Annotated in this window: 17 protein-coding genes and 1 pseudogene; 6 read left to right on the top strand and 12 right to left on the bottom strand. The window is 42.1% G+C overall.

The features are described from left to right. Positions 1-10 precede the first annotated feature (10 nt). The 5 genes from JZY04_RS16690 (at position 11) to JZY04_RS16670 (ending at position 11,266) form a co-directional block, all read left to right on the top strand. Positions 11-1,579 carry a RagB/SusD family nutrient uptake outer membrane protein gene (locus tag JZY04_RS16690; RefSeq protein ID WP_122141677.1) on the top strand — a complete coding sequence of 523 codons (1,569 nt, stop codon included), beginning with the start codon at positions 11-13 and terminating at the stop codon, positions 1,577-1,579. A gap of 288 nt (positions 1,580-1,867) precedes the next feature. Next, complete coding sequence (locus JZY04_RS16685) at positions 1,868-4,786, top strand: glycoside hydrolase family 2 TIM barrel-domain containing protein (RefSeq protein WP_181996229.1); 2,919 nt, start codon at positions 1,868-1,870, stop codon at positions 4,784-4,786. Positions 4,787-4,820: 34 nt separating this feature from the next. Next, entirely contained in the window at positions 4,821-6,881 is a 2,061-nt protein-coding gene (locus JZY04_RS16680) for a DUF5054 domain-containing protein (RefSeq protein WP_122141506.1), read from the top strand. Between the two features lie 7 nt (positions 6,882-6,888). Beyond that, positions 6,889-9,672 carry a beta-galactosidase gene (locus tag JZY04_RS16675; RefSeq protein WP_122141507.1) on the top strand — a complete coding sequence of 928 codons (2,784 nt, stop codon included), beginning with the start codon at positions 6,889-6,891 and terminating at the stop codon, positions 9,670-9,672. 13 nt (positions 9,673-9,685) lie between these two features. Beyond that, positions 9,686-11,266, top strand: coding sequence for a glycoside hydrolase 43 family protein (locus JZY04_RS16670; RefSeq protein WP_122141679.1), 1,581 nt, complete (start codon positions 9,686-9,688; stop codon positions 11,264-11,266). Positions 11,267-11,514: 248 nt separating this feature from the next. Here the strand turns inward: JZY04_RS16670 and JZY04_RS16665 are convergent, their stop codons facing one another. From JZY04_RS16665 to JZY04_RS16650, 4 genes are all read right to left on the bottom strand, one after another. Further along, on the bottom strand, positions 11,515-11,691 hold the full coding sequence (locus JZY04_RS16665; protein ID WP_005810613.1) for a DUF4250 domain-containing protein: 177 nt from the start codon (positions 11,689-11,691) through the stop codon (positions 11,515-11,517). 95 nt (positions 11,692-11,786) lie between these two features. Further along, positions 11,787-13,010, bottom strand: a complete 1,224-nt coding sequence (locus JZY04_RS16660; protein ID WP_122141508.1) for a hypothetical protein — start codon at positions 13,008-13,010, stop codon at positions 11,787-11,789. A gap of 33 nt (positions 13,011-13,043) precedes the next feature. Continuing rightward, on the bottom strand, positions 13,044-15,383 hold the full coding sequence (locus JZY04_RS16655) for a TonB-dependent receptor (protein WP_122141509.1): 2,340 nt from the start codon (positions 15,381-15,383) through the stop codon (positions 13,044-13,046). Positions 15,384-15,395: 12 nt separating this feature from the next. Next, positions 15,396-16,211 (bottom strand): class I SAM-dependent methyltransferase, encoded by an 816-nt coding sequence (locus tag JZY04_RS16650; protein ID WP_122141510.1) that lies wholly within the window; start codon positions 16,209-16,211, stop codon positions 15,396-15,398. 188 nt (positions 16,212-16,399) lie between these two features. Here JZY04_RS16650 and JZY04_RS16645 point away from each other — a divergent pair, with 188 nt between their 5' ends. Continuing rightward, complete coding sequence (locus JZY04_RS16645) at positions 16,400-17,407, top strand: helix-turn-helix transcriptional regulator (protein ID WP_022011409.1); 1,008 nt, start codon at positions 16,400-16,402, stop codon at positions 17,405-17,407. 156 nt (positions 17,408-17,563) lie between these two features. On the opposite strand, the gene JZY04_RS16640 is transcribed toward JZY04_RS16645, so the two are convergent. From JZY04_RS16640 to JZY04_RS16610, 8 genes and pseudogenes are all read right to left on the bottom strand, one after another. Then, positions 17,564-18,298, bottom strand: coding sequence for a bifunctional 2-polyprenyl-6-hydroxyphenol methylase/3-demethylubiquinol 3-O-methyltransferase UbiG (locus JZY04_RS16640; protein WP_122141511.1), 735 nt, complete (start codon positions 18,296-18,298; stop codon positions 17,564-17,566). A 915-nt stretch (positions 18,299-19,213) separates the two neighbouring features. Continuing rightward, positions 19,214-21,544, bottom strand: coding sequence for a YecA family protein (locus tag JZY04_RS21350; protein ID WP_122141512.1), 2,331 nt, complete (start codon positions 21,542-21,544; stop codon positions 19,214-19,216). A 116-nt stretch (positions 21,545-21,660) separates the two neighbouring features. Then, a pseudogene (locus JZY04_RS21550) lies at positions 21,661-21,896 on the bottom strand (GNAT family N-acetyltransferase); the annotation flags it as partial. Then, positions 21,893-22,813, bottom strand: a complete 921-nt coding sequence (locus JZY04_RS16630) for a DUF5712 family protein (protein WP_122141514.1) — start codon at positions 22,811-22,813, stop codon at positions 21,893-21,895. The pseudogene JZY04_RS21550 and the gene JZY04_RS16630, both read right to left, overlap by 4 nt. Before the next feature lie 4 nt (positions 22,814-22,817). Beyond that, on the bottom strand, positions 22,818-23,402 hold the full coding sequence (locus JZY04_RS16625; protein ID WP_122141515.1) for a BfmA/BtgA family mobilization protein: 585 nt from the start codon (positions 23,400-23,402) through the stop codon (positions 22,818-22,820). 284 nt (positions 23,403-23,686) lie between these two features. Then, entirely contained in the window at positions 23,687-24,019 is a 333-nt protein-coding gene (locus JZY04_RS16620) for a helix-turn-helix domain-containing protein (RefSeq protein WP_122141517.1), read from the bottom strand. A gap of 162 nt (positions 24,020-24,181) precedes the next feature. Continuing rightward, the gene (locus tag JZY04_RS16615) at positions 24,182-24,604 is read right to left on the bottom strand and encodes a hypothetical protein (RefSeq protein ID WP_122141518.1); all 423 of its coding nucleotides are present in this window, start codon (positions 24,602-24,604) and stop codon (positions 24,182-24,184) included. Next, complete coding sequence (locus JZY04_RS16610; protein ID WP_122141519.1) at positions 24,579-24,812, bottom strand: hypothetical protein; 234 nt, start codon at positions 24,810-24,812, stop codon at positions 24,579-24,581. Before JZY04_RS16610 ends, JZY04_RS16615 begins: the two co-directional genes overlap by 26 nt. Positions 24,813-24,960 lie beyond the last annotated feature (148 nt).

Here is a 24,960-nt window from a genome sequence, read left to right as displayed (position 1 = left end):
GATGATAGATATGAAAAAGATAATATACAGCTTTTTGTTTGCTGCTCTGTTTTCGGCATGCAGCACCGATTTTCTGGATCGAAACCCACTGGACAAACCTTCGAATGAAGCTTTCTGGAGAACTGAGAAAGATGCGATGGCAGCGGCTACGGGTTGCTACAACGGGTGGTTCTCAATGGATGAAGTAATTTATGCCGATTGTGCGTCGGACAATTCTTACAATCCTTTCACTTGGGAAGGATGGGCAGTGCAGGCCGCCGGAACTGCGACTCCGATTGATCCGGGTTATAGTTATATGGGATATGGCAATATGGTACGTTATAATAATTTTCTGGAAAATATTCACCGTCCCGAAATGAACGAAGACCTGCGTAAACGTCTGACTGCCGAGGTACGCTTTTTGCGTGCGTGGGACTACTTCCAGAAAGTAACTCACTATGGTGATGTACCTTTGGTGACCACTGTTCTTGATATTAAAGAAGCCAATTTACCACGTACGGAGAAAGCAAAGGTGGTTCAGTTTATTTTGGATGAACTGAAGGACATTGCTTCGGAACTCCCTGAGTCTTATTCCGGCAGTGATGTAGGACGTATCACCCGTGGGGCTGCTTTAACGCTAAAAGCCCGTATGGAGTTGTTCGAACATCAATATGCCGACTGTCTGGCTACTTGTCAAGAAGTGATGGGGTTGGGGTATCAGCTATTTCCGGATTACAAAGGATTGTTTAAAATAGCCAATGAAAATAATTCAGAAGTCATTCTGGATGTTCAGTATGTAGAAAGCCTTTACGGGACCGGGGTGCTGGGAGTATTGCCTCCTGCCAGTGTCGGTGGTTGGTGTTCCATCAATCCTACCCAGTCGTTGGTAGATGCCTTTGAGTGTGAAGATGGAAAGACGATCGACGAATCCGAAGTATATGATCCGAAAGAGCCTTATCTGCATAGAGACCCCCGTCTGGCTGCTACCATATTGGCTCCGGGAAATCTTTACGGTGGAAAGCGTTATGACCCTATCGATGTGAAGGACCCGAATGGGGATTATTATGCTCCTTACGGACGTTCAAAAACAGGATATCTGCTTCGTAAATATGTGGACGATTTATCTGATTATGCCGATATGTGGGATTGCGGTATGAATGCTATTGTGATGCGATATGCTGAAGTTTTGTTAATGTATGCCGAATGTAAAGTTGAATTGAATCAAATTGATGATTCTGTATATGATCTGCTGGATGAGATACGTACCCGTGCTCAAATGCCGGCTGTAGACAGAGCACGTTATACCGGTCAGGAGAAACTGCGTGAATTGGTCAGGAGAGAAAGACGCGTAGAGCTTGCTATGGAAGGACTGCGGTGGTTCGATATTTGCCGTTGGAAGATTGGTGAGGAAGTATTGAATGGCAATGTGTATGGTTGCCTGTTGGGGACAGTTGATCCTGAGACCGGTGCTCTCTCACTGACCAATGAACGTATTTTTGTGGAGAAACGGAAGTTCGATCCGGCTAAGAATTATCTGTGGCCCATTCCACAGAGTGTGATTGACGCTACGCCTGCGATTGTACAGAATCCCAATTATTGATTTGGATGGGGAACTTTGAATACTTATATACAAAGAGTGCAATATTATTGTTTGCACTCTTTGTTAATACAGGTGTTTACTCGAATTGTGTTGAATTATGTCCGTCGGGTAGGGAAATTCATGTGTCTTCTTCGCGTGGCAATCAATCTTTTGACAAAATGGGAGGACTACCTGTGTCGTTAAAGGAGGATTGCCGGGGTAAAAGACGTAAGGGTATGATAACTTCTTGTCCGGCCCCTATTGAGTTTGAAGCGAAAGGATTACAAATGATTAAAATTTTTTGTGAAGATGAAAAGGTTGTTTTATAGGATTATTTTTTCTTGTTTAGTGGTTCTGTTTCCACTTTCTCTGCTTTATGCGGGGGAAGTGGAGACAAGAATTTCGCTGAACATGAATCTTGGTTGGGCCTTTCACCGCGGGGATATTGTAAATGGTGAATATCCTGATTTGGATGATTCCGGCTGGATAGCCGCTACCCTTCCTCACATTATGCAATTAGAGAAGAAGCATTGTGGAGGGGATATTATCTATGATGGAATAGGTTGGTACAGACGCACTTTTAAGGTACCGTCACAATACAAAGATAAAAGGATCAGTATCTCGTTCGAAGGAGTGATGAACGCCTGTGAGGTATTTCTGAACGGGCAAAAAGTATATACTCACCGAGGCGGATATATTGGTTTTGTGGCAGATCTCACTTCCTATCTTAATTGGAATCAAGATAATTTGTTGGCTGTCAGAGTTTCAGCAGAGTATGATCCGCTTACACCTCCCGGTAAGCCACAGGGAGGAATGGATTTTTATTATTACAGTGGTATTTATCGGGATGTGGAAATGATTATTGCCGATCCGCTTCACATCACTCATGCATTAGAAGAGGATGAAGTTGCCGGTGGCGGAGTTTTCGTCACATATCCGATAGTTGAAAAAGAGAGAGCTGTTGCTCATGTAAAAACACATATCAGAAATGAAGGTCAATATCTCCGGAAGGCGCAGCTTCGTACCCGGATGATTGATAAAAACGGTAAAGTGGTAGCCTGCCAACAAGATTCTTTTCGTTTGTTGGCCGGTGAGGCTCTTTATATCGAGCAAGATTTAAAGATAGACAATCCTTTTCTGTGGCATCCATATACTCCCGATCTGTATCGATTAGAAAGTGCGGTTATTGAAAATGATAAAGTGACAGATCATTGCGCTGAGGCAGTTGGTATACGTACGATTGCTTACACCCGTGACAGGGGATTTTTCATAAACGGTGAACCGCTTTATTTGCGTGGGGCAAATCGTCATCAGGCATTTGCCTATATTGGAGATGCCGCTTCCAACTCCATGCAAGAAAGAGATGTGATCGATTTGAAACGCGGGGGCTGTAATGCCGTCAGAGCAGCTCACTATCCACAAGATCCTGCTTTCTTGGCTGCTTGTGATAAATATGGGTTATTGGTTGTGGAATGTATTCCCGGTTGGCAGTATTTTAATAAAGATTCTGTATTTATTTCCCGTCTCTATGAAGTCGGGAAAAAGATGATTCGTCGGGATCGCAATCATCCTTCGGTAATTCTTTGGGAAACAGCTTTGAATGAGAGCCGTTATCCGGCGGAAGTGGCCCGGGAATTACATGCCATTGCACATACCGAATATCCCGGCGACCAAATGTATACTGCCGGTGACTACTTCGGACATACGGACCGGGTTGATTATTTTGATGTATTTTATAAACAGGTATCCCGTTTTCCGAAAGATGGGGATGTGATGAGTAATTATCCGGAAGACCAGATTGCGGTGAAACCACTGTTCTGTCGTGAGTGGGGTGACGGCGTAGGAGAAAAACCTCGTGTGAGTCTAATGGAGAATGAAGAGGAACAATTGAAGCAGTGCCGGGGACGTTTTCAGCAGCTTAACGGACATGGATACTTTGACTGGTGCATGCTTGACGCAAATCCACGGATGGGGGGACATTTTTTGTGGAGTTATAATGATTATGCACGTGGAGCAGAGCAGGAAACTATGTTTTGTGGAATGGTCGATATGAATAGATATCCCAAATTCAGTTATTATATGATGCAGAGTATGCGTGATAAGGATATATCCCAACCCGGATTATATGACGGACCGATGGTATTTATCGCGTCACAGAATACAGCTCCGCGTTATGTCTCATCCGTGAAAGAGATTACCGTATTTTCCAATTGTGATGAAGTCCGGTTGTTTCGTAATCATCAACTGATAGGTAAACAGACGCGCATAGAGCGTACACCGTTTTATCATCCTATTGTGGAGAAAGGGGGAAGTCCCTGTTATGTCTTCGATGCCGGAACCTATGAAGCCGGTGAATTAGTTGCTGAAGGACTGGTAGACGGAAAGGTGGTTGCAACTCACAGTGTGCGTACTCCCGGACAACCCCGGCAGATTGAAATCTGGTTGAAAGAAGATGGAATACAACCCATAGCGGATGGTTCGGATATGATTCCTGTCTATTTTAAGATCTGTGATTCGTATGGAACTCCCGTTAATACTTCAGATGTCAGGATATATATATCCGTATCCGGCGAAGGGAGTCTGATAGGGGATGGTATAGAGCGTATCGGGGTTAATCCTCAGCAAGTAGAGGGTGGAATCGGATACGCACTGATACGGACTACTTGTCGTCCGGGTAAAATTCATGTTTCGGTTTCGGCTGATGGGCTTAAGGGAGATAGTCGGGAGATTACGACCCGAAGATATAACGGAGCGTATGTGCCTGAGGGACAACATGCTTCCTATACCGGAAATGAAGAGGAAGGAGCAGTTGTGAAGGCAACTGCTTGGGAAAATATAATTCGTACAAAAATTCCGTTGAAAATAGTGCGGGTTGAAGCCACTTCGGAACAGAAACGTTATACAGCCGCATGCATTACAGATGGAGACGATTTTTCGTGGTGGATTGCTGACAATGAAACTCAGCCTCAAGTAGTAACGCTTGAACTGGATAAATCCGAGAAAGTGTTTGCAAGCCGTATCCGGTTTCAGAAGGATAGTTCCACTTATACGCATAAAGTGGAAACCTCTATCGACGGAAAAAATTGGGAACTTCTGTATGAACGTGAGTGTACGGGATGGGATTTTAAGCCGGTGCAGATTGGTAAGAAACTAAAATATATGCGTATCACCATTGAGAAAAGTTCGGAAGGAGCAGCCGGATTGGCTGAAGTCACAATCTATAAGTAAATTGATAATTGGAATATAAAAAGAGACTACTACCATGAAAATTTTTTGTTTATATACTCTTTTAGGATGGTTTGCTTCGCTACAATGTTTGTGTGCTGAGAAAGAACCGGTAAAGGATGCGGATATACAAAAGGTGTACGTAATATTCAAGACCCATTTAGATGTAGGATTTACTGATTGGGGCTCTAAAGTGATTGACACCTATACCTATAATTTTATTCCGGCAGTTTTAAATCTGTCAGAAGAAATTATGAAAGATTCGTTGTCACAGATTGATTATCCCTGGACTTGTGGGTCGTGGCTTATCTGGAATTATTTGGAAAGGGCTTCAAATGAAAATGGACAACGAATGAAGGAAGCTATTGACCGGGGAGACTTTACCTGGCACGCAATGCCTTTCACAATGCAGGTTGAATTGTGTGATAGTGCCATGCTGTCCGCAGCATTGAATATTTCGAAAAAACTGGATCTGCTTTTTGGCCGGAAAACGATTGCTGCAAAAATAACGGATGTACCCGGTGTCACGAGGGGGGCTATTTCTGTCTTAAAGCGGAATGGGATTCAGTTGTTGCATGTAGGGACAAATCCGGGTGCAGCTGTGGCACGATTTCCGGAGATATTTCGCTGGAAGAATGCTAAAGGCGATGCCATTAATGTAATCTATCAATCAGACTATGGCAAACCGGTGCATTTGCCCGGAACAAAAACTGCTGCGGTTTTTTGTTTCACTCATGACAATCATGGGCCACATTCCTTGAAAGAGATTGAGCGAATCTATGCCGGCTTAAAGCAAAAATATCCGTCAGCCCGGATCATACCGTCTTCGTTGAATGAAGTAGCTCTTGAATTGAGTAAAGTTGAGAACAGTCTGCCGGTCGTTACTCAAGAGTGGGGAGATACGTGGATATATGGCATTGGCAGTGATCCTATGAAAGTGGCTCAGTTCCGTCAGTTAATGCGTTTACGTAATCAATGGATACAGGATGGTAAGCTAAAGGTTAATAGTGAAATGGATACACAGTTTTGTATTCCTTTGCTGTTAATGGCTGAGCATACATGGGGAGTGGATGTAAAGTGGTATTTGAGGAATTTTGATAAATATCAGTTCGATCTTTACCCTTCCTTTCTGGACAGTGAAGAAGCCCGGTATTCCGAACGCTCCTGGAGTGAAAAGAGAGAATATATTTATCAGGCTATATCCAAACTCACTCCGGCCTTGCAATACGAAGCGATGCAAGCTCTCATGAAACTGATTCCGGTGAAAAATCAAGATACCGATTTCCGTTCCTACCGTTCAAAAGCAAAGATAAATACCCCATTTTTTCGGTTTGCTTTCAATCAGGAGAATGGTACACTATGCTATCTGGAAGATAAACAAAAGGGCATTGTTTGGGTAGATGATACGCAGGGCTGGGGGGATTTTGCCTATCAACGTTATTCCGGAGCCGATTTTGCACATTTTATTGATAGGTATTGTCCAAAGAATCCGGAAGGATGGATGTTGGCGGATTATGGAAAACCCGGGCTCGATAAACTGTCTGTTACCCATGGGATATGGAGTTATAAGGCATCGGATATCTGGATAAAAAAGGAGGTCGGACAGACCACTGTCCGGATTCGCCAGCAATTGAATGAACCTGTTTATGGTGCACCGGAGTATGTTGAAATAATATATGTATTCCCATATGACTCACCTGATATCAAGGTGGAGATCAATTGGTTTGATAAACCGAAGAATCGTGTTCCGGAAGCTGTTTGGTTTTCGTTCTTTCCAAAAGCCTGTGATTCGAAAGTTTATGTTGATAAGATGGGAGAGCGTGTCGATGTGGAAGATGTTGTTTATAACGGTGCGAGGCAGATACACGGAGTGACGGGAGACGTTCTCTTTTCCAGTGGAAAGGGAAAATTGAGTCTTGAGTCTTTGGATGCTCCTTTGGTGGCGTTTAATAATCGTGATTTATTGTCATTCGACAATAAGGTTGCAGACCCCGATGCCGGTATCCATTTCTGTTTATTGAATACTCTATGGGGGACGAATTATCCGCAATGGTTTGGAGATAATATGAAATATCGTTTTAAACTTAAATTTTATTGAAAATCAGATGAAACAACCGTCTAAGAATTGGTTATTATGTGTCCTGTTGGGGATGATAGTGTGTTCCTCAGTAACGGCTCAGAAGTTGCCCGAGAAACAGTTTTTCCATCCCGACCGGGTGAGATACGACAAAGATTGCTTTACAATCGAAGGGAAAGATATTTTTATACTCAGTGCTGCATTCCACTATTTCCGTTGTCCGCAGGAGTTGTGGCGTGACCGTTTCAGGAAGATCAAAGAAGCAGGGTTTAATACAGTGGAAACTTATGTGCCCTGGAATTGGCACGAACGGAATATGCCTAAGAATGTGGATGATTATTCACAATTCGACTTTGATGATCTGAAAGCATGGCTGCGTATGGCACACGAGGAGTTCGGATTTTATACCATTGTCCGTCCTGGCCCTTTTATCTGTGCCGAATGGGCGGGAGGGGCATATCCCCGTTGGTTGGCTAAATATTGCCCGGACAGTTATGACACCAGTTTCTGGCTCCGGAGCAACCATCCCGAACATATGAAATGGTCTGAACACTGGTACAATGCTGTTTGCCGGGTATTTTGTGATGAACAGCTTACACATAAGAAACCCGGAGAGAAAGGAATCATTATGGTGCAGCTTGAAAATGAATATATCTATTTTGATATGGAATCTGAGAAGAAAGAAGAATTTCTGCGTGTACTGTCAGATGCTTGTATCCGGAATGGTATCGATGTTCCCCTTTTCACTTGTGTAACTCCCGAAGTTCGCGGTTCGCACGATCTGGTGATCAGTCAGTTATTCGATATGGATAATCAATATGTATGGTGGAATATGCATGAAGCCAAGTCACGTATTGAAAATCTGAAAGCAGAACAGCCCAATGCTCCTGCCTTTGTGTGTGAGTTGCAGGGAGGGTGGTTCTCTACGGTTGGCGGACGCTTGAGCGAAGATAGCTATCTGGACGGACGGCATGCCCGGGGAATGGCATTGATGGCAATGGCAGGAGGTTCTACCGGGTTGAATTACTATATGTTTTTCGGTGGAACACATTTTGACGGCTGGGGAGCACGACGTATGACTACCACTTACGATTATGGAGCTCCGTTGAAAGAAACCGGAGGCGTTGGAGAGAAATATGCTGCAGTGAAAGGAATCGGTGAGGTGGTTGGTAAATTTGGAAGCCGGCTTGTCAGAAGCAAGTCTGTACCGTTTGAGATGAAAGGAAATGATAATCTGACGATGGGGGTACGCCGGGCTACGGACGGAACTTTATTTATTTTCTTATTGAACCGTGATAAAAAGCAAGAATTCCGTCAGATAGTCAACTTGACTATAGAAGGAAAGCCGATGCGGATAGATTGTCGGTTGGGGGCGCTTGACAGTAAGTTACTGGTACTTTCTCCCGGAGGCACTTCGACCGAATGGTATCCCCGTGAACAGGTATTGCCGGCACGTCCGGTTGCACTTCCCGCCGCCATATCAGTAACGAAAGTATGGCGAAAATACGAAGATTTTCGTGGCGACTGGAAGCCTTTGCGCAAAGGTGTATCGCTTCCCGAATTGGGTGTGAACGATTGCCGTTATTCTATGTATCGCAGCCGGGTGAACCTCACTCAAAAGGAAGTAGATCTTTACGGTTCGTTGGTGTTCGAGCTTTTCACTGGTGACCCGGTTTACGTGCAAGTGAACGGAAAGTTTGCCGAGCGGGTGTCGAGAGACGAATTGGATAACACCTTTATCGTTTCAGGATTGTTGCATAAAGGAATGAACGAAGTGGTTGCTATCTACGAAAACCGGGGACATGCTCATGGTTACCGTCCGATGGAAGAGTTGAGTGGACTCCGGCAAGCCGGTTTCGGTCGTAAACAGACGGGAATTTTGCCGGTGGAGGAATGGGAAGTAAGAACCATTGATAAAGAGGAACCGCTGTCTGCCTTGCTTGCCGAAGAAACGGGCTGGGAAAGAATACGGCTCGATCAACGGACCATTGACGATCTGGCCACTTTGCAGATAGCCGGACTTGAAAAACCGGAATGGCCTGCTGCCTGGATTTTGCAGGAGAAGGCTGGAAGTGCAGTTTATCGTACACACCTTAGGTGGACACCGGAGATGATTCGGGAAGGAATGACTGTTCTGGAATTTGGCTGTATCGATGATGCCGGAACTTTGTGGGTGAATGGTAAGGAAGTGGGTACGCACGAAGAATGGGATAAGCCTTATGTAGTGAATGTTGCTCCATTCGTCAAACCTGGCGACAATGAGATAGCTATTGTGGTGAGTAACCAGAGTGGGGCAGGAGGCCTCCTTAAGGCTGTCCGCCTGAAACAGGAATTCGAAGTGATTAAAAAAATAAACTGGGAGGTCTCTGCCGATCTGGGAGGAATCTGTCAGGGCTGGAACAGAGAGCCGGATAGTACGGAGGGCTGGTCGGTAGCAGAGCTTCCTGCAGATTATCCTTTAGTTCGTAAAGGAAGGATTGCAGATACTCTTGAAGCCGGTGTCGGACGGGATGCATTGCTTACCTGGTATCGTCTTGAGTTTGATATGCCCCGGAATGATCCTTCTGTCCGGATACCTTGGAAGTTGATAGTAAATGCTACGGGTACCGGTTATATGTGGCTGAACGGACATAACATCGGACGCCATTGGGAGGAGGGTCCGCAACGGGAGTTCTATCTTCCGGAGTGCTGGCTACGTCCCGGTGAAAAGAATGTGATAGTGTTGGGATTGCGCCAATCTGAAAATAAAGGTGCCCGTTTGTTTGGGGCAGAAGTGGCTCCTTATGTTGAAGATGCTGAATGTATCCAATAAAAAAAGTACAAAGATGAAAAGAGTTTTTTATATTATGATCGCATTGGTGCTGCCTTTTTGCAGTGTCGGTGCACAAACTTCGGTCTGGAACCCGGATAATGGAAACGGGACATTTACAAATCCTATAATGTGGGGAGACTGGCCTGACCCCGATGTCATTCGAGTAGGGGATGATTTTTATTTTGTTTCTACCAGTATGCACTATGTTCCCGGTTGCCCTATTGCTACCTCAAAGGATCTTGTAAACTGGGAGATGGCCGGATATGCGGTAGAGCGTTATGATGAGCATCCCTGCTATGATTTAAAAGGGGGTGACCGTTATCTTCGGGGATCGTGGGCGGCTACCATTCGTCATCACAATGGTAAGTTTTATGTGGGCTTCTGCACTCCTTCATGGGAGGGGGAAGGTCCCGGACACTTCTCAATCTGTATTGCCGATGATGTGAAAGGTCCTTGGGAGCGTACAATCTTTCCTGAATATCTGTACGATCCCGGATTACTGTTTGATGATGACGGAAAAGTTTATGTCGTCCACGGACAAGGTACGCTTTATGTCACGGAGCTGAATGCGGATGCCAAATCTGTGAAAGGAGAAAAAGTGAAAATCTGGGAAAAGAGGTTCAAGAACGCTCACGAGTTTGGAGGAGGATATGGTATGGAAGGTGCACACGTCTATAAGATAAACGGGAAGTATTATATCACTTGCCCGGCAGGCGGAACCGAAGGCTGGCAGATTTGTTTGCGTTCCGACAATATCTATGGTCCTTACGAACATAAATTAATTATGAATGATTGTAGCTCTTATCCTCCCAACGGTTTGCATCAGGGAGGGATGGTACAGCTTAAGAATGGTGATTGGTGGTTTATCATTATGCAGGACAGGGGGCCCATCGGACGTGTTCCCCATCTGGTTCCTGTAGAGTGGGTAGACGGATGGCCCATGTTGGGGCGAAATGGTAAAGATGTCATTACGTATCCGAAACCGGAAGTAGGTAAAGCATATCCGTTTGCTTCTCCTGCTACAACGGACGAATTTAATACTCCCGTACTCGGGCTGCAATGGCAGTGGAATCATAATCCGGACAATACCCGATGGTCCTTGAAGGAACGGAAAGGCTACATGAGGCTGAAAGCTTCATATGCCGACTCATTGAAAACAGCTCGTAATACATTGACACAGCGTGTGCAGGGGCCTTCGTCCGAGGCAACGGTCGAAATCGACGTGTCCGGACTAAAGGATGGAAATGTGGCAGGATTTGGAATTTTCGAGTTTCCTTATGCCTATGTCGGTGTGGAACAGTCGGAGGGTATGAAAAGAATCGTGATGTGTAATGACGGTAAGAATATTGAGATCATCGACAACTTTACGGGAAATAAATTGTGGGTACGTGCCCGTGTGATGGATGTGAACTTCCGTGCTACTTTCTATTATAGCCTTGATGGGAAAACATTCATTCCGATAGGTAATGATCTTAATATGGGGCTTGGGCTGGTCTGGACAGCCAATCGCTTTGCTTTATTTAATTTTACCAGAGATAAAGCCGGTGAAGACGGATATGCCGACTTTAACTGGTTCCGTTTTACCAATAAATAAGAATCAATTATTGGGTTGAGAATAGAGATATAAAAGGAGGTGTATCGAAACTCGTATTCACCACAGGTTACACAGGATTTACACAAATAAATATCATTAGCTATCGATAGATTAAGCTCGTTCTGTGGAACTCTGTGGTGAATTATGCTTTCTCCGTCTTGTATTCCGATCTACTATCCGAAGCATTTATTATCCACCGGATATAAGAATTACAAGGTTACGGGAATTAAAGCAGGGGGATGCCTGTTTTACCAAAATTTATTCTGTTCGGCATTGTATTCAAATCCGGCCGATTCCAGTTTGCCAATCAGTGTTTCTTTATTGACATTCATATCGTCACATAGTTCATCGAGCGATTTGTAACAATCGCGGAGTTTCATGTTGATGACGCTGAACAACATCATCGGATCTTCTGGAAGTTCCATAATCATTCTTTTTTAAACGGCTGCAAAGATACGGTAACTCTGTTTATTCTGCAAGAAGAGCCCTTGTTTATTAGAACCATGAAAGGCATCGGTCTTTATTTATCAAAATAGTGGCATAATATCGGATTACCTACTGTAGTCAATATGGGTTCTTTAGACACCTCACCTGTCTGTATGTCCAGAGAGTAGATACCTTTCGCTTTAGTCGAAGAGTTACCTATCAGCACAGTTCCTTTGTAGAGGGCAAGCATGACTCCGAAACCATTGGAAAGGTCGAGTCCCTTGATCTTTTTCATGGACCGGTTGTATAGGTTTATTTCTACAGCGAGATCGGCGATGGCGGTATGTCCTTGTTCTCCAGGCTTGTAGTAACCGGGCATATTGATATAAGCATATGCTTTTCCATTGTTTACATACCGGATGGCAGAGATAAATCCCGCAGTTTTTTCTTCTCCGCTGATGTCAGCTCCCGTAATGGTCCAGCGATACGTTGGGTCGAACTCAGTCTCTCCTGCCTTGATACGCAATATGCCGGCATTATGACCTTTGACCATGCCAAAGGCACCGACACACGAAATATAGATATCCTTTTTTTCATCCATGAAGATTGAATAGCGGTCAATCGGACGGGTAGGCATGGAGATACCACTGGTTTTGTCTGTAATCATTTTCAGTAGTTTATCCGTTTGAGTGTCTATAATGGCAATGTCGCTGTATGGACGGTCCTGTGGAGGAACCCATCCGCCCACCATCTGGCTGAGGCCTACGTATAAAAGTCCGTCGCGCAACAACATGGCAGAGGGGTCCGGATTATTGTCGGACACTCCGAGAGAAGACAGATCGATCTCTCCCTTCTGGACCATGGTGATAGGGTTGAAAATAGCGATCCTGCCCAGTCCCGCCATAGATAGGTAGGCTTTTTCAGCAGAAGCGAAAACAATATTGGTGGCCGAAGAGTTGGGAGGCAATTTCATTGTTCCTGTCTTTGATAACCGGCCGTTGACTCTTGTGTATTTCACCAGTTCGTTTTTACTGTCACCCATGTATCCCGGGAATACAAAGATGTCGTTTCCTTCAATAACCGGATATGCTCCTCCGTAGGGAATGGGAATTCCGTTGTTATTGTTGGTGTTCTGCGGAAATTCATCACGGATCAGCTGCAGGTAAGCGGCTCCCGTCATACCATCGGGGTTGGGCAGAATAGTTGCCAGGGCGATGTTAGCATTGTCGGCCGGGACTTTAGGGTCAGGATCCTTTTCGCATGCCGAAAATACAAGTGCAGCACCGGCAAGTGCCAGTGTCAGATTTCTAATCTTCATAGTTCTCTTGGTTTTTAAATAAATAATCTTGTTTCATTTCAATACATATCTCAGCCTTACTCCCCAATTGCGTCCGGGTAGAGGACGGTTGAATTCGGACATCATCCGGGCATTAGTCAGATTGTTTATCCGTGCTGTGATGATGAACCGTCCGTTCATGAAGCTATGCTCTATTCCGACGTTGGCAGAGAAGGTGCGTGGTATTCTTCGCTCTTGGAACCGGCTTTGTTCAAAGTCGTAGAAATACTCTTCAACGAAAGAACCGTCCGTAAAGATGCGGGTATTCTGCATTTTGCCTCCGAATAGATTTTCTTTATGAAATTCCAGTCCGGCGTTTGCCAGAAGATAGGGGATGTTAGGCATCCGGCTACCTTTGGTCGGGTTGGGGACATGAGTGTTCGGTTCGAACTTTCGTACATCCCGCAAATCCTGATAGGTCATGTTGCAGTAGCCGTAAAGCCAGTGGGTAAGGTCCGCTTTCACCTCTACTTCTGCTCCCAAAGTGCGCATTTTTCCGAAATTCTGGTATTGCGATTGCAGATAACCTCCGGTAAACCGTATCATATTCTCGAGATACCCATAAAAAGTGTTCAATTCCAGTTGAAGATTACTGGCAGACTTTCCGGTACGGTCGAACAGGAACCCCAGATTGATGCTTGTGTTCCGTTCCGGGAGCAGATTTCCGGAAGGAGCGACTGCATATCCATCGCCCAAAAGTTCACTTTCGGCAGGCAGGCGTACGTCATATCCAACCGAAAACTTACCCATGAAGTCCGGAGTGAATCTGTAACGGAGGGCATTGCTGATACCGAAATCTCGTTTCAGCATGTCTACTTTTTCTGCTTCCGATGACATAATACTGCTCATGTGAGTATTCATGCCGTATGTATAATACTTCACGTTAAGTGAATTCAGGAAAATATCATTGTTCGTGCGGAAGTCGTATCCTATTCCGGCAATCCAACTCATCATCGTACTTTTGAAGTTGGTTTTATAACCGACAACTTTGTCCTTCAGGTCATCCTTAGGATGTCCGGAGGCATAACTGAACAGTGAGTTGAAGTTAACAGAATGGTTGTTGTTGATAACGTAGTTCAGGTGTAACTTGTGGGTGATTGTATGTTTCTCGTTTCTGGCGTTTGAAGCCCATTTGCCTATTTCCCCTCCATATTCGGATACGGCGGGGTAAGTGGTACCGTCCCAATTGTACCGATATGCGGCGGTATCCACCATATGAAATACCGTATAAGCATAGGCCAGATTCGATTCCATATCGAGCCCTTCGACAAGAAAATTTTCTTTCTCCAACTTGTTGGCAAAGAGGAAAGCGTCAGAGTAAGTGTGGGCTTTTTCAATATTATATTCGATTCCTTGGATTTCTTTGAAAGTGTGCATAAAGACAGGTTCAAACTCAATCAGGTCGAACCACCATTTACGTGCTTTCAGACTACCTGCAACAGCTAACTTTTTAAATTTATCGTGGTTACGTTTAATGACAAGCCCCTCTTCGAAGGGAGATTCCATCTTATAGTTGTTGTCAGAATAGGTATAGAATCCCCCGCCTCCGAATTCCAGTCCTTTAGAAGCAATATTCCGTTTGGTTACCAGTGAAAGCTTGTGGGTATTGAAACTTTCGATGCTGTAGCTGGCATCAAGGTACTTGGGCGGATACTCCCTGATGACAATGTTTACAGCTCCGCCTACGGACGATCCGCCAAACCTTGCGGGTACCACTCCTTTGTAGATTTCAATTCGGTCGATCATCTCCACGGGTATGTCATTAATGTCGATGAAGTCCGAATTATCATTCATCGGGCTTCCGTCAATGAAGAAACCGATTCGTTTCCCCTCCAGACCGCGTACCGATACCCGGGACGCACTGCCTACACCTCCTGTGTTACGGATGGTTACACCTACGGTTTTCGACAGGACATCTTGCACATTACTGACCGTCCCCTGTAGTTGTTGCATGCTGATTACCGACATAGGCATGGCCTGCTCGCGCAGTTGGCGGGCTTCACTTTTGGCTGTGATGACAACTTCACCCAGTGACTGAGCTTCCGGTTCCAGGCGGATAACCAGCTTTTTACCTTTGGTATTCGGAATCGTTATTTCCTCTTTCCGGGTGTGATATCCCATAAACGAAAAAGTGACCGAATAACGTCCCGCAGGAGCTTCGATGAGGAACTCCCCGTTTTTATCCGCCGAGACGCCTCTCTTCAGTGCTTCTATATATATGTTGGCACCCGGGAGTATTTCCTCGTCATTGGTGTCGATGATGACTCCGCTTAGTTTGCCCGGTTGTGTTTGGGCCGGGAGGCCGCTGCACAGTGAGAGCAGAGTGATGATGAAAACACAGATTTTATTTCTCATATCCTGTTCTCCTTATTTAGATGATTGTTGTTGGAACTTCATATGTACTATCCGGGACGATTTCCGTAAAGATGGGAATAGTGGGAGCATCACTTTGAAGAACAGAGGCCATCGTTTTTTTAAGCGGTCCATATACAGGTATTCCTTAATCACGTGTAGTCCCGGATACCAGTCTTCCATCTCATATACGTTGTCTGTTCCCCATCGGAATGGTGCGTTATACTTCTTTACGTCCGGATGCCATTTGTAGTTACGGGCTGTCCATGCATTAATTACGTCGAATGCCATTTCCGCATGGTGGAAGCGTTGTCCGATCCGGTAAATTAACTCTCTGATATCTTCTTCTTTGAAGTACATCATCACTCCTTCCGATATGATCAGCAGAGGAAGACCTCTGGGAACAGAGTTCATCCATGAATCATCGAACATCGACCGTGCGATCATTTTATAATTATCCGTTTCCTTGAAGAAAAGTTTTCGTAACCCGATGGATTCTTCTACGTCGATGTCTAACCAAAGGCAATTGTGCAATGGAAGTCTTTTGCAGCGTGCATCCAGTCCGCATCCCAGATTTACGACGGTAGCTTCCTTAGGGTGTTTCGACAGGAAGTCGAGGATGATTTCGTCCAATACGAGGGTACGGGCAATTGTGCCCACCTGCGAACCTTCCGAAACTTTGTCTTTCGAAGAACTTGCCAGTTCGATTCGGTGGAGTATATCTATGGCATAAGGGTCTTTGATAGCGCCGTTGGGTTTTACTGTTTCTATAGCCCTTATTCGCAAGGTTATAAACAGAGTTTCGGGAACTCCTGATAAATTTACTTTCATGTTTAGTTTCTGCTTTTATATTTCCGGTTGTTGTTTATTATTCGTGGAGAATTACCTATTAATGGGGATTGTGCCGATAGGTGGCTTATTGTAATTTTGTATCTACTCTCCAATTGGAGACAAAAGTAGAGCCTTACCGGCTTTTACTGCTTACGCGAAAAGGAACCTGACTTTAACTTAAAGGAATAATGATGGCAACGCGGTTAATGAAACATGATTTGCATGAAATGATGCTGGAATGGCCCGTACAGAATCTGGCGGGAGAGAGCCGGACAGAAAGAAATAGTTATCGGATTGACAATGGGTATCTGAAAGCGACATTCGAAGAAATATGTACTCCGTTTTTTTCGATTATGGAACATCATATATCATGTGAGGAGTCCATTGAGATGTATGCACAGGCCGATGAATATCATGCTGTTTGGTTTTGTGCCGCCTTAGCCGGACACGTCACTTGCTTTTATGACCCTATTACCCGGAGTGAGGAGTGGAACAAAGGAGATGCCAATCTCCTGCAATGTGACGGGATAGACTCATGCGCCTGTTTCCCTAAGCATACGCCGTTTCACATGATGGAGATTATGCTTTCCAACGATTATATCCGTGAACTTGCCGGACAATATCCCGACCTGTTTGGTAATGAAGATATCGAAACCATTTTTTGTGATAGACTCTACAGGGCATATCGGACAAATCGCCCTTTTTGTACTGGTATTTATAAAGCGTTGAGTGATATTAAGCTTTCACAGCTGAATGGGAATATGGCACTTATGTATGTGGATGCCAAGATTAGGGAAATTCTTTCGCTTTTTCTCGCACGGCGGGGAGGAGAGGAGTGTCTTCATTGTTCGTGTTCTGTCGGGATAGAGTGTGATAAGATCCATCATGCCAAGGCCATTATTGAGCAGGAGTATCTCAATCCCCCTTCGCTTCATCAGTTGGCATTGCGGGTAGGTACCAACGAATGTACCTTAAAACGAGGTTTCAAAACGGTATTTGGTACCACCGTGTTCGGCCATATTTTTGATTATCGTATGGAGATAGCCTGTCGTTATCTGCTGGATAGCAGTAAGACGATACAAGAGATCGGGGCATGTGTCGGTTATGAATATCATGCCCATTTCTCTACGGCCTTCAAACGGAAGTTCGGACTGACCCCTCTGGAATACAGGTGCAGCCGTTTGGGCGCCTCCTGAGGTAACGACGGGATTGTCGTCCGACGGAATAAATGGTAAAAGCGTTTGAGAAAAACTTCCTTTATCAGCAGATTTACACGATAATATCATTGGGATAAATCCGTATATGAAGTCTGGTCTATGAAAGTTTGCGCAGGTTTTGCTCCCTTTGCTTGTTCAGACTTTGACGGCAGAAACAGCCAGCATCATAGGCCGTCTCAATTCCTCTTCCATATCCTTGATCTTTTGCAGCATCTCTTTAGTAGGTTGAGGCTCTATCACATTGGTTATGGTAAATCCGGCCTGCAATAGTCCCTGCAATATGGAAGTTAAAGTATGATGGAATTTCACTACCGTTTCTCCCAGGAAAGAAGTCTCCCGGTATCCTTCAGTGAAATAATGATCTACCGGCCAGTGCTGTGCGGTTCCTGCTGTGTTGTAAAACCAATCTTCGTTTCCGTGTGCCGTAAATATCGGATGTTCCATTGTAAACACGAATGTTCCTCCTTGGGCTAATGTACGGTACACCTTTCGGAATATCTCTTCTAAATTTTCAATGTAGTGTAAAGCCAGTGAACTGACAACTACATCAAAGCTATTCGACGGGTAATCATAGTCTTCTATCCCTATCCGGTGATATTCTATTTTGTCGGACTCCTTCTTTTTTTCAGCCTCTTGTAGCATTTTCTCAGACAAATCGATACCAACCACATGGCTTGCTCCTTTAGAAACTGCATACATGCAGTGCCATCCATAGCCACATCCCAAATCAAGTGTCCGTTTCCCTTCAAAATCAGGTAATATCTTTTCCAGTGTCGGCCATTCTCCCGCACCTTTCAACCCTTCTTTTGAGCGTAGCATCTCGCCATATTTCTCAAAGAAGGATTCTTTATCGTAAACATTCTCCTTCATAAATTATTAATCGTTTCTGTTTATACATCTTGCCCTGCATTTCACCTATGTATTAACCGCTGAAGGGGCAAAAGTACGAAAGATAATCTGTTGATTATCGGAATAGATCGTATTTTTGTGCCGATATCCACTTTGCTTTTCTTTGATCCTGGGAATTTTCTATAAAGTTATTAACAGGATAAATTGTTGATATATAGGTGGTAATCTCTTTTTAAATAGGCTTTGTGAACAACTTCATAGAGAGTCGTTGCCTGCTTTGAGACATCTTTTTGGATTCGTTGTTGGTGGAAACTTGTCTATGGCTTTAAATACACTCATAGCGAAATTAGATACTAAATCCAGAAGCACTTTGACTAAAGTTCTTTTCATCCCTTTGGAAAGTAGCTTTCTTCACCTGACTTTAAGTTACTTTCTTTCTCTGTTTTTTCATTTAATGCTTTAGCACTTTGGAACAGGTAGTATTTTATTTAAGAACTTGTTTCTTAGCTTCCTTTTCACTGCAGAGTATACAGGGAGAATCCCTTTTATCTTTCTTATTCAACAGCTTTTGAACAAAGTTATTAACAAGATAATTCTCTGGTTATCTGTGGCTTGTTTTGTAGTAAGCAGATTTTATGAACAGGTGTGAAGAAGGAACTTGTTGATAACTGGGAGAGGGGTATTAATAAAATAACCTCAGAATTGATTCTGAGGTTATTTCAGTGATCCGCCTGGGATTCTCCTTGCAGAGTTACCACGCTGATATTTAGAACTTTATATTTTTAGCTTCAAGCATATCCCATGAATTATCCCACTAATTTGCTACGTGCTTTTGCGGTAGTTTACTCATGGAGAATACTGTAGGCAAAGATAATGATTTTTGTCATACGCCACAAAAAAGAATATCAAATTCGCTAAATAAAAAAGTAAAACATTTCATTTGACGGCTTTTCCACAGCATTTTTTGAATTTTAATCCACTATTGCAAGGACATGGATCATTTCTCCCAATCTTTTTTTTATTGCTAAACGAAATAATCTTTCGGTTTTTATTATGATCTAATAATTGATTTGCTAAGGCTTCTAAATCTGTATTATATTCCCATAATTCATCATTATATACTAAGCAATCAATCATGTGAGGACTATCTATAAGAGAGCCAATACCTAGCCAAGCATTACATTTGCTTTTGTATTTTCTTGCCATAGAATACTGCAATAGTTTATTAGTTAGTTCATTTCTTTCATTTGTATTAAGTGAAATATAGCAAATCCCAAAATGAGGAGCAGAGGAAGTGGAAAAAGTATGTATTTCTCCATCTGAAACTGTTTGTTGTTTAGTTTTAGTTATGCATGAGACTACATTATTTCTTCCTTCTGCTGACCAATCTAATAAATGAAAAATAATATCAGTTACTTGAGAAGCCTTATGACGTTTTATTTCGAAACACAGTTTATCAAAATTCTCATCTTTCCATGCTTTTTTTATTGGATCATTTGAATCAGTAACCATCTCACTATATCCAGCTTTAAAAGGATAATAGTTTCTATCTACAATACTTCCAAAGTCTGTTTCAAGACTAACAAAATCAGCATCTTCAACGCGCCACAACTTATGCATGAGATGGTATCCAAGGTAAACAATTTCTTCATCGGCACGGAAATAGTCCATTAAAGACACACGCTGTCTTACATAATAGAGAAAATCATAAGGATCATTTAAATAATAAGCTAATAATTCCAAATCAAATATTGATAGAAAAATAGGAAATGGCTCCTCTTCTTCTTTTTTTAACATAACATAAGATTGATGTGTAAGAGCTGGATAATTCTCTGTTGTAATTCCCATAATATAGACCTCTGTAATATCTTCTGAAAGGATAATTTCATTTCCCCTTTCATCAAAGAATTTAGCATCTTTTTTCAATATCTTATTGCGAGAAATAATTCCCTGATTATACGCATCTTGAACCGATCCTTTGAAATCTTTTATAAGTTGATTTGCATCTCCTCTTTTTGCTAGCAATGTTAGTTTTTTAGACTTTACTTGAACGCATAATGCTTTACTTCCTAATACACATAAAATATCAATATCTGTATCTCTATATCCTTTCTTTGTAGTAATTATTACAGATTTAAATGTGTTTCTTTTTCCGAAAACTTTAGAAAGAAGTTGATATGCCATTTCTTCACCAACATCTCCTCTATGTTTTGCTAGAGAATCTGAGTAATCTTTGTCTTCACACATCCAGTAAAAAGGACTTTCATAAACAGCTTCCGCAATTAAATAATTTAGAGGAATAAAAAGCCTATCTTCATCAATTCTAATAATCGGTTTTGAGTTAATAATATTAAAATAGCCAAATCCTTTGAAGTCTTTATTTGTATCATGATTTAGGTTAAAAGAAAAATTGTCAATAAACGCATGTACTTGAGCAGACTTTGGCAACTGAGATCGTCTTACAATAAATAAATCAAGTAAATTTTGATAAAAACAAATCCAATTTTCAGATCGAACATTTGCATCATCAATGTTCTTGTCAATTGGAGGGAATGGAAATAAGTTCACATATTGATAAAATTCAGCACTTATTAAGAATTTATTAAAATCTTCTTCTTTGTATTTTTTCTTTAATTTCTTTTTAGCTTCTTTTTTTATTTCAAGAGCAACTTCTCGAAGTCCAACTAAGTTTACTTTCTTTGATTTCTCATGTAATATTTCTTTTATGCTATTTGTAATTTGTATAGCATGCAGAGTGTCGAATTGCTTTTTATCCATTAGCCAGTCTCTGTCATACTTATATTTAGACTCTAAATACTCCAGATATTGAAAATCATAGACTCCATCACCTGCATAGAACATAGGTTCTACCATACTTCCATTGCCAACAAAAAAATCAAATTTTTCTTCAAAGGTATCTTCTATTTTAATGCCACTTTTAGAATGCTGTATTAACTTACTGAATTTATCTATTTGAGGAATAAGATAAGAAGATTGCAGTTCCCTCATTAAAATATATGTTTTCTCTTTCATTTCAATTACTGACTCAGGAGAGTTTGGTATTGAAAAATCTATTTCTTTTTGAATAATAAAACCAAGTATTAAAGTTGCTTCTTTTACACTAAGTTTAGATTTATAGTCAACTTTATGAAGAGTTTCAATATCCACATGAAAATCTTCATAAAGTATTAGACAAAAAGCATAGATATACCCTTTGGATTTTATCAATTTTTGTATATCCGCTATTACTAAATCTGTATTTCTCATATTACTATTGTTTATTTACAAAATTAGCAAAAAAAATGTGATTAGAGTATAGGAAAGAATATTGTTTGCTAACGATGTACCTAAACCATACTTAGAGATTACTTCTATAAGAACTAGAGCAAGTGCATGCTGTGTCCTATCCGTTTTTACAAAAATACAATCTCAATATAATCAAACAATCAGGTGGAAGTCGGCTTTCTACCTTTCTGATACGCAAATACAAATCTACTCGGCTATTCCTACGGGTGGCAATAATGTTATCCACTGTCAGCCTAACGAGTGATTTGCGATATTTGAAACGCTCCATCAGGTAGCGGTCTATATCGGCTCTTAACTCCTCGTATTCAATCATCGCCTTATTCCTTTCTTCTTTTTCTTTTTGCGCTTCTGTGCCTGTAATTCCTCTGCTTGTGTAGCATCGTAATTATTGCCATCACCCAATGAGAAAATAGATAATAGAGAATTACTACTACCGTTATTTAGCTGATTGTAAGCGTGCTTAGTCTCTTGTTTGCTATCAAGATTGCAAGAAATCATGTTTTCTTTTTCACTGGATTGGTATATTTCTTTTTTATTTTCGCCAGTAAAGTTTTGTTCCTGCAATTCAAGTTGTTCAGAGATAGAGCCGTTCTTCATTGTATTGGCATACTCAAAGGATTCAGATAATTGACGGTTGTAGCCGAACAACTTATCAAATCCCTGTTCTAGCTGTTGGAACAGATTTACACGGTCAAAACCGCCTGTTACCGTCCCTTTCTTGGTATTTTTGTGGTTGGTAAGCGGTGATAACTTCTTTTTGTTGGTTTGGTCTTTACGGCTGACAATCAAATGACAGTGCATATTCAGTTGGTTATCGGAACGGTTGCGGTCGAAATGGATTTTACCGTAAAACTTTATATCCGCTTCGGATAATCCTCTGTTGAAGTTCTTGGCATATTCGGGGATAAACACCTCACGGATATACCGTTTCATGGCTTCCGCTTTCTCCTTTTCGGTATTACCCATCGCCCGTAGTTCGCTTTCCGATGGGCTAACGTGAATAGCAAAAAACTTAGCATCTGTTTTTAGCAGTTGCCCGATAATAGTGTCTATGTCATTGATAACCTTTGATTTGTAGATATTATCATCCGTCAGAGTGAAAAAGCCATCGGTATAGATTCCTTTCTCCATACGTTCCAAATCTTCATGTTCCAAATACGAAACCAATTGCCGACTACTCCCGGCATTGTTGTACGTTCCGCCTGATGGTGGGGCAAAATCTATGTGCATGGCTTTATGTGTTTATCAGATTAATGATTTCCGCCTTTAAGTTCTCTTTCCGTTTACTATCCATTACTCCACATGCAGATAACTCCGAATAAAGTTGTATCAGTTGAAGCAGCTTCTTATAATCCCGTTGGTGTATCTGATAGAGTGCATTTAGTTGCTTTCCTTGTTGGTTGATTATATCGGCATGTTTACCAAACTGTTCACTGACTTTTTGTAATACGGCTGTTTGCTTTCCCTGACTGGCTTCCAGTTGAGAAAGAATAAGCGTTTCCAAAGTCTTGCCAATGGTATCAAACCGAACCGTAATAGAATTGGCGGTTCGTATCATGGGATTTAGTTGTTCTTCCTCATAGTGACGGATGAAGCGGATAATATCATCCTGTCTCTTATTTATTTTCGCCAGTTCCGATTTTACAGATTCAGGTGCTTCGGATGGGTTGATATGTGCCTTATCTATATACCCGAACGCCAACTTTACAACTTCGCTCTTTTTCAGTGAATAGCGTTTGCATATCTTCTCTACCAAAGCTGCCGTTTCCTTGTCTATGGAAATGGTAGTGAATATCGTTTTCCGACCGCTGTTTGGCATGGTAATTACTTTTTTATAGAAATATGAATAGATAAATACCTGATAATAAGTATTGCAACGAAAATACTTATTACAGGTGTCATTACAGCGTGTTCTTGTAACACGCTAAAGCCGAAGGCTTTGCCCCGCAGGGCAAGAGGGAAGAACAGGACTTGTCCAGTTCCCTCTTGCTCGATTTAGCGAAACAGGCTGAACCGATAGGTGAGGCAGTTTGTGCTAAATCGGGGTGGTGGCACAAAGGAATAGCCTGAATACAGGCTTCTTTCCTCTGCTACCTTTTGCTATCAGGGCTTCTTTTCTAATTGGTTGGCTTTTTCAAACTGCTTATAGGTCTGAAAGTCGGCATGTTCATGAACAAAAGCCCGAATATCACTGGCTTTATAGTACGTTTTTCGACCGATGTTAAAGTAAGGCAGAGTACCTTTTGCCCGATAGCGTTGCAGGGTTCTGAAAGATGCTTTCAACAGAAAGGCTAAGTCTTGATTATCTAATAGCCTTTCGTTTTCATCGAATACAGTATCGGTGTTGATTAGGGATTTCAAGTCTTGCCCGATTTCGGTGAGCTTCTTGGATAGTTTCTCCATCCATTTCTCGAAGTTTTCGTTGTCTATATACATTTTGCTTCAATTTTAAGTTCAACATTATTGTTTTCAATCGATTGATGAAGCAAAGTTCTGCAAAACAAGGTCGCAGAAAAAGAGGAGTAGTAACCTACTCCCCGAAAACTGGTTTATAAACTACTATAAATAAACAATTTGCAGAATCATCTTTTCCAATCTTTATTTATTCTTGCGTTTACGGTCTTCTCTGGCAATAGCATTTCGCAAAGCGTCCAATGTTTTAGTAAGATTGTACGGTTTACGAGTAAACACTTCACCGATCTTATCGTAGATACTACCAAATTTCAGATTGAAAAGTTGCTCAAAGCCACGAGCCAACTGAATTTTTGGGACTGGCTTTCCATTTTCCCCAACGATTTTTCCCTGTAGAAACAGGGCTAGTACAATTTCAGCAATACCTATAATCCCCAATTCTTTAGACTTTGGGAGTACATATAGGTCTGGCTTGAACTCGGTAGACACAGGTGAATTAAACTGTTCGGGATGGGTAATTTTCAGGTTGAGTAACTCTAATTCTGCATCAATTAGGGATAATGCTTTGCGAATGTATAGATTTTTAGGCGCATTTTTCCCCCTGCCCATCCTGATACAACCCCTTTAAAGGGGCTATCTCAATACGGGTGAGATTAAGCATCCGGAAGATATGAGTATAATCTTCCGAATTGCTAATTGTTACTATTTGCTTCACAAAATCTTCATAAGCATCTTGCATTTCTGTGTCAATAACTTCTTGTGAGGTATCAGCCAGTAAGATGAAAAACCTCGTTCTCAATAAATCATTCATAGGCATAAAATTTAATTGTGAATAAATTATATATATCAAAGCATTTGCTTTGTATGCTGAATGATTTCTTGTTTTGTTTGTAGTTCCTCTGCTAATCAGAATGATTCAAGGGGTATTCAGCCTTATTGGTCGCAATTCCAGAAATGGTGAACTT

Origin of the sequence: Bacteroides sp. 11BF, from assembly GCF_019633765.1 — a bacterium.
In the GTDB taxonomy this organism is placed as follows: domain Bacteria; phylum Bacteroidota; class Bacteroidia; order Bacteroidales; family Bacteroidaceae; genus Bacteroides; species Bacteroides hominis.
This window is presented reverse-complemented; position numbering and strand designations above follow the sequence as displayed.

Coding starts and splice junctions, on each gene's coding strand:
- JZY04_RS16615 (WP_122141518.1), bottom strand. CDS start 24,604: ATGGGCAGGGGGAAAAATGCGCCTAAAAATCTATACATTCGCAAAGCA.
- JZY04_RS16680 (WP_122141506.1), top strand. CDS start 4,821: ATGAAAATTTTTTGTTTATATACTCTTTTAGGATGGTTTGCTTCGCTA.
- JZY04_RS21350 (WP_122141512.1), bottom strand. CDS start 21,544: ATGAGAAATACAGATTTAGTAATAGCGGATATACAAAAATTGATAAAA.
- JZY04_RS16655 (WP_122141509.1), bottom strand. CDS start 15,383: ATGAGAAATAAAATCTGTGTTTTCATCATCACTCTGCTCTCACTGTGC.
- JZY04_RS16650 (WP_122141510.1), bottom strand. CDS start 16,211: ATGAAAGTAAATTTATCAGGAGTTCCCGAAACTCTGTTTATAACCTTG.
- JZY04_RS16675 (WP_122141507.1), top strand. CDS start 6,889: ATGAAACAACCGTCTAAGAATTGGTTATTATGTGTCCTGTTGGGGATG.
- JZY04_RS16670 (WP_122141679.1), top strand. CDS start 9,686: ATGAAAAGAGTTTTTTATATTATGATCGCATTGGTGCTGCCTTTTTGC.
- JZY04_RS16685 (WP_181996229.1), top strand. CDS start 1,868: ATGAAAAGGTTGTTTTATAGGATTATTTTTTCTTGTTTAGTGGTTCTG.
- JZY04_RS16690 (WP_122141677.1), top strand. CDS start 11: ATGAAAAAGATAATATACAGCTTTTTGTTTGCTGCTCTGTTTTCGGCA.
- JZY04_RS16625 (WP_122141515.1), bottom strand. CDS start 23,402: ATGCCAAACAGCGGTCGGAAAACGATATTCACTACCATTTCCATAGAC.
- JZY04_RS16660 (WP_122141508.1), bottom strand. CDS start 13,010: ATGAAGATTAGAAATCTGACACTGGCACTTGCCGGTGCTGCACTTGTA.
- JZY04_RS16645 (WP_022011409.1), top strand. CDS start 16,400: ATGATGGCAACGCGGTTAATGAAACATGATTTGCATGAAATGATGCTG.
- JZY04_RS16620 (WP_122141517.1), bottom strand. CDS start 24,019: ATGTATATAGACAACGAAAACTTCGAGAAATGGATGGAGAAACTATCC.
- JZY04_RS16610 (WP_122141519.1), bottom strand. CDS start 24,812: ATGCCTATGAATGATTTATTGAGAACGAGGTTTTTCATCTTACTGGCT.
- JZY04_RS16630 (WP_122141514.1), bottom strand. CDS start 22,813: ATGCACATAGATTTTGCCCCACCATCAGGCGGAACGTACAACAATGCC.
- JZY04_RS16640 (WP_122141511.1), bottom strand. CDS start 18,298: ATGAAGGAGAATGTTTACGATAAAGAATCCTTCTTTGAGAAATATGGC.
- JZY04_RS16665 (WP_005810613.1), bottom strand. CDS start 11,691: ATGGAACTTCCAGAAGATCCGATGATGTTGTTCAGCGTCATCAACATG.